The 12,305-nt window shown below is 57.8% G+C and carries 11 protein-coding genes; 5 read left to right on the forward strand and 6 right to left on the reverse strand.

The features are described 5' to 3' along the window. Positions 1-215: 215 nt before the first annotated feature. On the forward strand, positions 216-953 hold the full coding sequence (locus tag V7714_RS00005; protein WP_335387189.1) for a substrate-binding periplasmic protein: 738 nt from the start codon (positions 216-218) through the stop codon (positions 951-953). A 110-nt stretch (positions 954-1,063) separates the two neighbouring features. Here V7714_RS00005 and V7714_RS00010 read toward each other — a convergent pair whose 3' ends face one another. Next, complete coding sequence (locus tag V7714_RS00010; protein WP_335387190.1) at positions 1,064-2,083, reverse strand: sterol desaturase/SRPBCC family protein; 1,020 nt, start codon at positions 2,081-2,083, stop codon at positions 1,064-1,066. A gap of 234 nt (positions 2,084-2,317) precedes the next feature. Between V7714_RS00010 and bsrA the strand changes: the two genes are divergently transcribed. The 4 genes from bsrA (at position 2,318) to V7714_RS00030 (ending at position 6,973) form a co-directional block, all read left to right on the forward strand. After that, positions 2,318-3,250, forward strand: a complete 933-nt coding sequence (bsrA, locus tag V7714_RS00015; RefSeq protein WP_335387191.1) for a LysR family transcriptional regulator BsrA — start codon at positions 2,318-2,320, stop codon at positions 3,248-3,250. Positions 3,251-3,969: 719 nt separating this feature from the next. Next, a complete protein-coding gene (locus tag V7714_RS00020) occupies positions 3,970-4,362 on the forward strand; it encodes a hypothetical protein (protein ID WP_335387192.1) in 393 nt (130 codons plus the stop codon). 324 nt (positions 4,363-4,686) lie between these two features. Further along, complete coding sequence (locus tag V7714_RS00025) at positions 4,687-5,061, forward strand: hypothetical protein (RefSeq protein ID WP_335387193.1); 375 nt, start codon at positions 4,687-4,689, stop codon at positions 5,059-5,061. Positions 5,062-5,377: 316 nt separating this feature from the next. Continuing rightward, a complete protein-coding gene (locus tag V7714_RS00030; protein WP_335387194.1) occupies positions 5,378-6,973 on the forward strand; it encodes a lectin-like protein in 1,596 nt (531 codons plus the stop codon). An 80-nt stretch (positions 6,974-7,053) separates the two neighbouring features. Here V7714_RS00030 and V7714_RS00035 read toward each other — a convergent pair whose 3' ends face one another. The 5 genes from V7714_RS00035 to V7714_RS00055 form a co-directional block, all read right to left on the reverse strand. Then, entirely contained in the window at positions 7,054-7,800 is a 747-nt protein-coding gene (locus V7714_RS00035; RefSeq protein WP_335387195.1) for an SDR family oxidoreductase, read from the reverse strand. Between the two features lie 64 nt (positions 7,801-7,864). Further along, complete coding sequence (serS, locus tag V7714_RS00040; RefSeq protein WP_335387196.1) at positions 7,865-9,145, reverse strand: serine--tRNA ligase; 1,281 nt, start codon at positions 9,143-9,145, stop codon at positions 7,865-7,867. Positions 9,146-9,304: 159 nt separating this feature from the next. Further along, positions 9,305-10,621, reverse strand: a complete 1,317-nt coding sequence (locus tag V7714_RS00045; RefSeq protein WP_335387197.1) for a replication-associated recombination protein A — start codon at positions 10,619-10,621, stop codon at positions 9,305-9,307. A gap of 168 nt (positions 10,622-10,789) precedes the next feature. Then, complete coding sequence (gene lolA, locus V7714_RS00050; protein WP_335387198.1) at positions 10,790-11,389, reverse strand: outer membrane lipoprotein chaperone LolA; 600 nt, start codon at positions 11,387-11,389, stop codon at positions 10,790-10,792. 144 nt (positions 11,390-11,533) lie between these two features. Next, on the reverse strand, positions 11,534-12,205 hold the full coding sequence (locus V7714_RS00055; protein ID WP_335387199.1) for an OmpA family protein: 672 nt from the start codon (positions 12,203-12,205) through the stop codon (positions 11,534-11,536). Positions 12,206-12,305 lie beyond the last annotated feature (100 nt).

Consider the following 12,305-nt stretch of genomic DNA (forward strand, 5'->3'; position numbering starts at 1 on the left):
GGGGTTGCTGCTACGTATGCAGTGACATGACCTTCCCGGTGGGGCTGCGGTGAAAAATGCAATCCGCGCTGTACTTGCTATGCTTTGTGAGTCAATAGCGTTGCATGTGTGGCGCTGGCGACGTTGTTGGCGGGATTGGGTATCTATGCCTGAGCGCTTGTGTCATGTCGCTAGGCAAGAGGTGTGGCCCGCCTATCTATACCGACAAGGAGACCATGATGGGTTTGATCCGGTATGGGCTGTTATTGAGCCTAGTGGCGCCTGCGATGGCAGAAGAGGCTTTGAAGGCTTACAACACCTATCAGTCACAGCCTTTTGTGGTGGGGCAAGGTGGCTTGGCGGCAGATGTGGTGTCTTACCTGAATGGCAAACTGAAGGGGCGGTATCAGTTCACGTTAAGCACTGTGCCGCGTGAGCGCCTGAATAGTACGGTAATCAATGACCCCAAATTCAAAGGGGTGGTGTTGTTCATGAGCCCGCAATTTGTAGGGGATGCGGACAAGACACGCTTCAGATGGTCTGCCGTACTGATGGAAGATGCCAACGGGGTGCTCTCGCACCCTGCGAAAAAGATTGAATACGTCAATCCGGATACGCTGAAGGGTAAGCGCTTTGCCGGCATACTGGGTAACAAGTATGCCGGTCTGGAGGAGCGCTTCGGCAAGGATATCTATCGTGACGACGTGGCTACCGAACTGGCCAATCTGCAGAAGGTTGCCTCAGGGCGTTCGGATGTAACCATCATGTCGCAGTCCATGTACCGCTACCTTATCAAGCACAATGGACTCGATGGCAAATTGCATGTTTCTGCTACGCCGCACATGAGTTTTAGCCGGCATATCTTTGCAGCCAAGGCAGAAGACAAGCTGGTGGCTGCGCTGGACGAAGTCATGGCCGCGAGTAAGTCAGACCCGGCCTGGAAGGCGCTGTTGGCTAAGTACAGCCTCAACTGATTTTTTTGGGGGGGGCTGTATGGCCCATGCCTTGCAGGCGCAATTATCTGGCCACACTGGGTAGCCAAGCTGGTTGCGGGCGTGGCACGGGCCTGTAGATCTGGTCGTGCTCAGCCTTGCTCGATACAGTGCTTGAGCTGCTGCAGGGATAGCTGTGATTCCCGTTCCACCCGCCGTCGTGCAATCAGGTAGTTGTAGAGCCGCCAACCGAGACCTGGCAGTCGATAGTCCAGTTTGCGCTCAAATACGGTGCGAGTGGGGTCGCCATGGGCTGGTGAGCAGTTATAAGCCAGATGCAGCGTCAAGCCATGGTCACCTTGCGCCTGAGCAGACCAATGTTCGCCAGGCTGGTGAGCGATTACCTGCCAGCGGAGTTTGCCACGTCGGCCGCCGGCATGAATGTCCTCATTGAAATGGCAGCCAGCGGCCAAGGGGCCTGGCGTCGCATATACCGCCAGCGAGGACGGGTGCCATTGCGGCCAAGCCGTGGCCGTCGAGGCATAGTTGAGTACAGCCATGGGCGAGGCCGCGACGTCGATGGTGTGTCGCATCCGAGTCAGGCCTGGCACGATCGCCGCGCCATTTTTTTCTTCCCGGTAGAGACTGCCATATAGCCAGTCCATCAAGGGGAACACGATATTCAGGTTGTGATCGCGCATCAGTCCGTGGCGATGGTGTAGGGCGTGCAGCTGGCGCATTGTGCGGATGCCAGGCAGGCGGGCCAGTACGTGGCTATCGGGCAGATGCTCACAAGCATGGGTAAACTCATAGAGCAGATAGCTACCCATCAGCATGCCTGCGAACAAGGCAGCAAAGTTGGCGCTGAGAGCATGCAGCAGTGCCCAGGCTGGTAGTGCCAGACCGGCACTGACCAGCACGATCAGCCAGGGTGGGAACAGGATCACTCGCCAGTCATGTGGGCTGTCGGGTTGCATTGCATGCTCAGCAAAGAAACTGTGGTGGTCGCCGGTGTGGCGTTTGTAGAAGAGCCTGCCTAGCCGTGTCTTATGGTGACCAAGGTGGCGGTGGATGGTGTATTCGCCCCAGTTGGCGAGCAGCAGCGCTATAGGCAGTGCCAGCCAATCGAGCGGACGCAGCGGCGCCTCAATACGGCTCCAGAAGAATGCCATGCACACCAGGCCATAGGTGAGTACGAAGCCGCCATGCAGCCAAGGCGAATAATGTGGCGAAATGCTTGCTCGATACCGCGCACGAAAATCGGCTACGTCATGGTCGAGGTGGCTGGGAGAAATAGCGCTAGCTGATGGCTGTGGAAGCATTTCTGGCATCCTCTGGTGTGGTGATGCCTAGACTAGCTGCGCTAAGATTATCTTTCTAATGGATATTCATGCGTACAATTATTCATGAACGTGAAATTACATCAGCTGGATTTGAACCTGCTCCGTGTGTTTGATGCATTGGTGTTGGAGCGTAACCTGACGCGTGCGGCGCTGCGGCTGCACATGAGCCAGCCTGCGGTCAGCAACGCCTTGGCACGGTTACGCCTGCAGCTGGGAGAACCGTTGTTTGTGCGCACCGCCCGTGGCATGACACCGACGCCAAGCGCCCAGTCGCTGCATGGGCCTATACGTGCGGCGTTGAAGCTACTGCAGGACAGCCTGGCTCCGCCGCCCGCTTTTGACCCCGCCAAGGCCGAACAAGGTTTTGCGCTGTCCATGAATGATTATGCCCAGTTCGCCTTGCTACCGCGCCTGTGGGCTCGCGTCCGTAGCCAGGCACCAGGGGTACGCCTGGGGGTGCAGCCTGATGTGGCTGATGAGTTGCCGGTGCGTCTGGCCGCGGGCAGCTTGGATCTGGCTATCGATTATCTGCATTTTGATGAGTCGGAACTGGCTTATATACCCTTGCTAGAGGAGCAACTGGTGGTGATCGCCCGGCGCGATCACCCTGCGCTGGCAGGGGGTAGTCTGGACATGGCCGCTTACGAGGCAGCCGAGCATGTGACCATACCCGCAAGGGCAGGCCGTGGTTCGCCGCTGGAAATTGTGCTCGGATCGGCCAAGGTCCGACGCCGCGTGGCACTCCATGTTCCCTTTTACATGAGCATACCGGCCGTGGTGGCGGGCTCTGAATTACTGGGTACTATGCCCTTACGCTTGGCCCAGCATTTCGCCACCTACCTGCCGATTACGCTACATCCCCTACCTATGTCGGTGCCACCCGTGCAGGTTAGCCTGATCTGGCACCGAAGCCGAGATGCGGATAGCGGCTTGCGCTGGCTGCGTAGGCAGATCACCGAAACCGTTGCGGTACTAGTTGAGGAGGGTGGTGAGTGAGGCGATGGCTGCAATTATCGCGGGAATCTTCGTATATGCAGAGTATGATTTGGCATGGGGTCGTTTCTGGTACGACACTTTTTGCATTGTCTGCTTCGTTTGGTTTGCTAGAATTTGCATCGTCGCAAGTAGTTCCGGGCTATTGCTGTTTTCACAATAGTGGCTAGATATATAGGTATTCATCATGCAAAGTAGGAGTCGGGGTAATATATGCCCTAACTGTGGCGTTGGGCTTGTCGAGAAGGGGCTTGTTTCTAAGCAGAGACGTATTTTGTTTTTTACGCTGAATAAGCCGTATTGTGCCAACTGTGGTATTGCTCTGCGGAGTAATTATCTTTCATTGCTTGTAGGTGCGGTTTTTGTGATTTCGGGCTCTTTGTTATTTGGCGGGGCTGATGTAGCGTGGCAACGTACTCTCGCCATTGTTATTATGGTCTTTGGTGGGGTGCTTGCCAAGATTTTGCACAAATACGTGATTGTCTCTGAGTCTTAGGCGTTAATTGCCTGAGCAAGAACTAGTTCGCCCTCGACTCAGATGCTCTGTTTGGGCTTTGTTGCACAACGCATCTGAAGGTTGAGTCTCCCCAAACCCCAGATGGATTTATGTAATGACCCGGCGAAACCTGCACAGGTTATGCGGCTAATGTATACATGGTGCACTCAGTCTTGCACTGGCCGGGTGTAGTGCCTTCGGCGGTTCTTGGATCGTAAGGTGTGATATGGTATATTTTTTAAGCAATTTACTCAGCGAGAATATAAGTGGTTTGGAGTTCCTGCTCCGGTCATTGGCTTTTTCATCTTTTACGGTGTTTCCAATGGCTCTGGTTCGCGGAAGGCTGAAGTGGTTGAATAAGATAACCTTTACGGCTTGTTGTGCTCAGGTGCTAGCGGCGGGTGTTTGTATTGGAGGTGGGGAGACCAACGGATGGGCATTCTTTGTTGTAATTGGAATTGGCGTGGTGCCGGTGGTGGGTGCGGTTCTTTTCAGGATGGAATCGTATATTGTTGAGCCTTTTTGGACCTTTCCGGTGATGTGGTTTAGTGCTTGGTTGATGCTGTTTAATGCGCTTGCGAGTAAGGCGGATGTGATAATACGTGCTCTGGGCGGCTAGGGGTGCAGATTCAAGGAATTAATATGCTAAATTGAATCTGCTTAGTTAAAGTCATGTGCTGCATTGCCTGGTTTTGACTGAGTGCCGGCATCATGGTTGATTACAGCATAACATGGTATGGTGTATTGCAATTGGCCAGTACTTTGCTTGTACCTCTTTTCGTTAATTTGGCCTTCTTTTTCAAGGTGGCTCTGTCTGCGCTGGTTGTATGCGCACACACCCTCTCAACTTCTATCGTGGAGGTCGAGCGCCAACTGTATTTTCTAATACTGTTCAGTTACAGTGGTGAATTTAACGGTTATTGGTTGTTTTAAAGGAGGTTGAATGGAAAAGAGTAAATTTTCTTTTATGAAATGTTTTTCGCGCGAAACATCTACGCTTTGGGTGGCGTGTATTATTATAGTAATAGTGTTCTTGCTGAGCTATGCAAAGGTGGGGCTGATTGAAGATGTTGCGGGGCTTCGATTTATTATGGATAACCCTTTTGTCAGCGCATTGCATATGGGGGCTTTTGCCGCTATTCCGATTTCATTGGGATTTTCCAAGGATGGTGGTGATCCTTATGTAAACTATTTGTGTGGAATGATGTTTGCGTTTGGCACGTGCTCGGCATTGTTTTTCAATATTGCCACCGGTTTGGTGTTGTTGCTTTCTTCGTCTCAAATTTTAATCAGGTTTGGAATTCCGTTTGATGATTAACGGAATTACCAATTATTTTTGGGTGCGGTGCGGTGCGGTGCGGTGCGGTGCGGTGCGGCAGCGCCGTGCACCCGTGCTCGTTAAGACATGCGTCCCCCAAGCGGTCATTGAAAGACTCGACATAGGCGCTCTGGTTCGCAGCCCAATCGGTGCCCAGCGCGCAAGGCGGGGGCTTCCCGCCTGACCTAAGTATTTACCTATCGAAAATCTAATCTCCATAATTTATCCACAATCTCTCCCTAATCTGCCGCCGTCAGCCGCAGTCGTGGCTGGTGCAATGCGACGTCATAAAGACACACAGACAAAGGAGAGAACAATGAAGAGGAATCTGTTGCAACTGAGCCTGGCCGGTTTGATCGCCGCAGGGCTGAGCGGTGGCTCGGCCTGGGCGGATGGTATAGGCGATTTCCAGCAGAGCTGGAGCGGCAAGGCGCTGTCGCTGCAGCGCTCGCTGGAGGTCTACTCGCCCCTGGCGGACAACAGCATGATGGGCACCCATAACAGCTTCAATTCCACTGTTTACGAGGCGTGCGATCTCAAGGTGGGGTGCCGCTACCAGGACCCGCAGCAAAAGCACTCGATCTACGACCAGTTGCGCATGGGTGCTCGTTTTATCGAGATGGATGCGCACTGGACCACCAAGATGGAAAGCCTGATCAGCTACCCCAAGCGTTTGCTGTTGTGCCATAACGGCGGCAAGGGGGTATGCAGCGTCAACGACAAATATCTGACCGAGGGCCTGGATGAGCTGAAGAAGTGGCTCAACAGCAGTGACAGCGATAACCAGGTGGTGATTCTCTATATCGAGGACCATATGGATGGGCGCCATCAGGATGCCTACAACCAGGTCAACCAGCGTATAGGCAACTGGGTCTACACCAGCAATGGCTGCGCGGCGATACCGGCTAGCCTGACCAAGGCTCAGGTGATGGCGGCCGGCAAGAAGGTGCTGATCTTCAGCGGCAAGAGCTGCAGCAGCAATGGATCGTGGGCCAATATGGTCTACACCGGCCTGGGCGATATTGGCCGTGTGTGGGAAGACAGGACCATGGTGGGTTCCTTGAACAGCTATGTGAGCGGCGGCAGTGTGGATCACCTCAATGCCAGCGAAGTGAGCACGGCATTGCGGGAGGGGGCCAATATCGTGGCGCTGGACAATATGGTGACCAGTGATGGCCGCTTGGCTGCGGGGGTGTGGAGCTGGGCTGAGGGCGAGCCCAATAACAACGGCGGTAACCAGGACTGTGCCGTGCAGTTTGGTAGCGGACGCTGGGATGACCGTGCCTGCAGCAACAGCCTGCCCTATGCCTGCCAGAACAGCACCGCTGGCTGGGTGGTGACCCGCGCCGCAGGTGCATTTGCGGGTGGCCAGGCGGCCTGCCAGGCCGAATATGGCAATGGCGCCAATTTCCGGGTGCCAGCCAATGCGCTGGACAACCAGAAGCTGAAGCTTGCCAGGGCAGCTGCAGGCCATGAGGCGGTGTGGCTCAACCATGACGATCAGGCGGATGAAGGCGACTGGCGGGTTAATGGCCTCAGCGGCGCCAACCCGGCGGGCTTGAGCAGCGAAGTGCAAGTTGCGGCGGGCGGCCTGACCCTGCGGGCCAATCAATCCATCAACACCCGTCGGCGCCAACTGGTGATGCAGGGCGATGGCAACCTGGTGTTGTATCGCCTGGATCGTGGCGTATTGGTGGGCGATGCGCTGTGGGCCAGCTCAACCCAGGGTAGCGGCAACTATGCCGTATTCCAGCAGGACGGCAATCTGGTGGTGTATAGCAGCGCCAACAAGGCCAAATGGGATAGCAATACCCACGGTAGCGGTACACGGCTGGTGTTGCAGTCTGATGGCAACCTGGTGATCTATGATGGCGCGGGCAGGGCCAAGTGGGATAGTGGTACCAACCGCTGAGCGGATGGCACACCGACAGCCCCTGTCTTTCTGGCAGGGGCTGTTTTACGTTTGCAGTTTATTGGGAAGTGCTGCGGACGCTATCGGCCACCGCTGACCTCGATAAAGCTGCCGGTGGTGTAGGAGGCGGCGTCGGATAGCAGCCAGAGTATGGCCTCGGCCACCTCTGCGGCCTGGCCGCCACGCTGCATGGGGATTTGCGGGGCGAGCCGGTCCACCCGGCCGGGCTCGCCGCCATCGGCATGCATGTCGGTATAGATAAAACCAGGGCGCACGGCATTGACCCGTATGCCCTCGGCGGCGACCTCGCGTGCCAGGCCCAAGGTCAGGGTGTCGATAGCCCCCTTGCAGGCTGCGTAGTCTATGTACTCGTTGGCTGAGCCCAAGCGTGCTGCGGCAGACGATACATTGACGATGGCGCCACCCTTGCCGCCATGGCGCGTGGACAGGCGTTTGACCGCTTCGCGCGCGCATAAAAGGCTGCCGATGACATTGGTGGCAAAGACCCGCTGCAGGCGGTCTGCCCCCATCTGGTCCAAGCGCATCTGGGTTTCCAGTGTGGCGGCGTTGTTGACCAGACCGCGCAAGGGCCCCAGCGTCTGTTCCGCCTGCTGGAAAAGCCGCAGTACCTCGTTCTCTTGTGCGATATCGGCCTGGATGGCTTTAGCCTTGCCCCCTGCCGTACAAATCTGCGCAACAAGCGCTTCGGCCACTGCCTGCTGGCGCAGGTAGTTCACCGCAACGGCATAGCCGTGGCGAGCGGCCAGCAAGGCGGTGGCTGCGCCTATGCCTCGGCTGGCGCCGGTAATGATGACGGTATGGCCCATGCGCTTCCTTGCTGTCAGGGCAGATATGAAAAACGGCCCCGCAGGGCCGTTGGTCTTGGCTGTATCAGGCCAGCTTGTCCACGCCGCCCATATAGGGGCGCAGCGCCTGCGGTACAGTTACCGTGCCGTCGGCATTCTGGTAGTTCTCCAGCACTGCAACCAGGGTACGGCCTACTGCCAGGCCCGAGCCGTTGAGCGTATGCACCAGCTCGTTCTTGCCCGCTTCGTTCTTGACGCGGGTCTGCATGCGGCGCGCCTGGAAGGCTTCGCAGTTCGATACCGAGCTGATCTCGCGGTAGGTGTTCTGTGCCGGCAGCCAGACTTCCAGATCGTAGGTCTTGGTGGCACCAAAACCCATGTCGCCGGTACACAGGGTGACGACGCGGTAGGGTAGCTCAAGCTTTTGCAGGATAGCCTCGGCATGGCCGCGCATCTGCTCCAGCGCTTGATACGACTGCTCGGGCGCCACGATCTGCACCATCTCCACCTTGTCGAACTGATGCTGGCGGATCAGGCCACGGGTATCGCGGCCGTAGCTGCCGGCCTCCGAGCGGAAGCAAGGCGAGTGGGCAGTGAGCCTGATGGGCAGTTCGTCGGCCTTCAGCACGCTGTCGCGCACGGTATTGGTCAGCGAAATCTCCGAGGTCGAGATCAGGTACTGGGTCTGGCCGTCTTCGCCGCCGCGCTCAACCCGGAACATATCATCGGCAAACTTGGGTAGCTGGCCGGTGCCGAACAGGACTTCCGGGTTGACGATGTAGGGGGTGTAGACCTCGGTATAGCCATGCTCGTCGGTCTGGGTGTCGATCATGAACTGCGCCAGGGCACGGTGCAACTTGGCGATCTGGCCCTTGAGCACGGTAAAGCGTGCACCCGACAGCTTGGCGCCGGTCTCGAAATCCAGGCCCAGCGGCGTACCGATATCCACATGGTCTTTGACTTCAAAGTCAAAGCTGCGTGGCGTGCCCCAGCGTAGCAGTTCCACGTTGCCGCTTTCATCCTTGCCCACCGGTACCGACTCGTGCGGCAGGTTGGGGATGTGCAGCAGCATGTCGTTGAGTTTGTCTTGCAGCGCCGCCAGGCTTTGCTCGGCCGCTTTCAGCTCGTCGCCCAGATTGGCCACGCTGGCCATGATGGGAGCGACATCCTCGCCGCGCGACTTGGCTTGGCCTATGGCCTTCGATTTGGCATTGCGCTCGGCCTGCAGGTCTTGGGTGCGGGTCTGCAGGGCTTTGCGCTCGTGTTCCAGGGCAGCAAAGGCTGCGGTATCGAGCGCGTAGCCGCGCTGGGCCAGGCGTGCTGCGACGCCGTCGAGATCGTTACGGAGTTGTTGTATGTCTAGCATGACGAGCCTGTTCTGTATTCGGTATGCAATAAACGGCAAATAGCGGGTTTGGGGCGGATTCTAACCGCCAGCGCGCCGGGCATGAATGATTTTCAACGCTTTACATGGCCGGACGGCCAGAAAGGTGGGACAGCGTGGCATCCGGCATACGCCAGGTGCTTACACGCCGTCCTTGCTAGATCGCGCCACTTGATCGCGTTGGCGCAGGTGGGCCAGTTTCTCGCTGATCTTGGCTTCCAGACCCCGCGCTACGGGCTGATACCAACCAGGTTCGGCCATGCCGTCCGGCAGGTAGCGCTCGCCTGCGGCGTAACCATCGTCCTCGTCATGGGCGTAGCGGTACTCGGCGCCATAGCCCAGCTGCTTCATCAGCTTGGTTGGGGCATTGCGCAGGTGCTCCGGCACGGGCTGTGATTGATCCTTGGCCACAAAGGCCCGGGCGGCCTTGTAAGCCATGTAGCCGGCGTTGCTCTTGGGGGCCACGGCCAGGTAGATCACTGCCTGGGCGAGCGCCAACTCACCCTCGGGCGAACCCAATCGCTCGTAGGTGTCGGCTGCCTGCAGGGTGATCTGTGCTGCGCGTGGATCGGCCAAGCCGATGTCCTCCCATGCCATGCGTATGATGCGACGGGCCAGGTAGCGTGGGTCAGTGCCGCCATCCAGCATGCGGCAGAACCAGTACAGGGCACCATCCGGGTTCGAGCCCCGCACCGATTTGTGCAGCGCGGAGATCTGATCGTAAAAAGCATCGCCGCCTTTGTCAAAGCGTCGTGTGTTCAGGCTTAGGGCATTCTGCAGAAACTCGCCGTCGATCTGGCTGACACCCGCTGTGCTGGCCGCCGTATCGGTCTGCTCCAGCAGGTTGAGCAGGCGGCGTGCGTCGCCATCGGCGTAGCCCACCAGGGTGGCCAGCGCGGTATCGTCAAATTGCAGATGGCCCAGCGACTTGTTTTGCGCACGTGCCACCAGTAGACGCAACTCGGCTTCGGTCAGGGCTTTGAGTACATAGACCTGGGCGCGTGACAGCAGGGCTGAATTGACCTCGAACGAGGGATTCTCGGTGGTGGCGCCGATAAAGGTGATCAGGCCGGACTCCACAAACGGGAGAAAGGCATCTTGCTGGCTTTTGTTGAAGCGATGGACTTCATCGACAAACAAGATGGTGGATCTGCCGCGCTGCAGGTAGCGCTCAGCCTCATCCATGGCCGCCCGTATATCCTTCACGCCGGAGAAAACCGCCGACAGCGGAATGAATTCGGCGTCAAAACCCGAGGCCATCAACCTTGCCAGGGTGGTTTTCCCTACCCCTGGCGGGCCCCACAGGATCATGGAGTGTGGCTTGCCTGCATCAAATGCGAGCCGCAGCGGCTTGCCTGCGCCCAGCAGATGGGTCTGGCCTATCACCTCTGCCAGGGTGGCTGGCCGCAAGGATTCGGCCAGGGGAGGGCGCGGGGTCTGGGTAAACAGGTCTGACATGGGTGCTGCTTGGTTTCCCGATGAGGTAGGGGCTGGTTCGAAACGCGATCTGCAATGTTTTGCCAGGCACTATGGCCTCAACGAGCCATGGACGTTGTCTGCTTCCCCGCACCCGCCGCCTGCACCGTCCTGGTGTCGTGGCGCTTGAGAGAGGCCAGCAGGGTTTGATCAATCAGCCGCCACCACATCCGCGCCCTTGGGCGGCACGAAGTTGAAGCGGTTGGCGTCCAGCTTGGGGTTGCGGCTGATATTGCTGAAGCGTATCAGGGTAGTCTGGCCAAAGCTGTCAGCCAGTTCCATGGCCATGGGTTGGGCATCCTTGAAGCCCATGCGCACCTTCTCGAAGCCACTGTCGCGGTTCTTGGGGGTGGCTTCTATCCATTCCAGCCCGTCGCGGCTGCCCATATCGGTCAGCTTGTAGGATTTTTCTAGATCGTTGCTGCCGGCCAGCAGGGCGGCCGGGCTGTCGCCCAGGGCTTGGTCCAGGCGTTTGCGGGTGACCTGGTTGAGGTCGGGGTCGTAGATCCACAGCTGCTTGCCATCACCAACGACACGCTGCTCGTACGGCTTGACGTAGTTCCAGTCAAAGCGACCAGGCCGCTGGATGGCCATGGTGCCGCTGGCTTGCTGCTGCTTGCCGCTTTTCTGGCTGACAGTTTGCTGGAAGCTGGCGGTAAAGGCCTGGGTCTGGGACAAAAAGCCCTTGAGCTGTTCCAGGCCACCGGCGAAGGCGGGCAGGGTCAGCAATAGCAGTAGTAAGGGGCGCATGGGTGGCCTGATGGCGAGCTGATAACAGGCTGCCAGTCTACCACGGGTGCCTGAACCGGCCTTGAATGCCCCTGTGGGCAGCGCTGTGGCAGAAAAGACAAAGCCCCGCACGAGGCGGGGCTTGGCGCTACAGTAGGCTAAGGCTTACTGTTGAACGGTTGCGTAGATTTCGACTTCCACGCGACGGTCAGGTGCGTAGCACTCAACCAGCTTCTTCTTGTTCTTCAGCACCTTCTTGCAATCTTCAGGCTGGGTAACCGGGCTGGATTCGCCCTTGCCTTCGGAGGTGATCATGCCTTCAGGAATACCCTTTTCAACCAGGTGGGCACGGGCGGAGGCAGCGCGCTCTTCCGACAGCTTCTGGTTGTACTCATCCTTGCCGATGCGGTCGGTGTGACCCACGACATTGATGCGAGTCTTGCTGGCATCGTACTTGCGCTCAAGCAGCACGCCGGCAACAGCGTCCAGTGCCTGCTTGCCTTCGTCCTTCAGGGTGGCCTTGTTCAGATCGAACAGGGCGGCGGCGTTCAGGGTCAGGCTTTCCATCTTCACCGGAACGGCGGGCTTGGGGGCCTCAACCACAGGTGCTACGGGTGCCGGAGCAGGGGCGACCACTTCCTTCTTGGGCATCAGATCGGCATCGCACTCTTCGATGGCCTTGTCCTTGCTCCAGGAACTGGTGCGCCAGCATTCGCCATAGTTGTTCTTTACAACGGCGGCACGCGGGTCGGTGGCATAGCCATCCTTGCCAGCGTAAGCCGAAACGGCGATTGCGCTCATAGCGAGGGCGACCAGGGTACGCTTCATCTTCTGCATAGTTATTCTCCGTTAAGACAGGATGGAATTTAGCGACGGTCATACGAACCGAACCGACGTCGGGGCCGAGTTTACTTGACGCTGCAAGCGCGCCGCAATC

Origin of the sequence: Chitinimonas sp. JJ19 (assembly GCF_036961565.1) — a bacterium.
GTDB lineage: Bacteria > Pseudomonadota > Gammaproteobacteria > Burkholderiales > Chitinimonadaceae > Chitinimonas.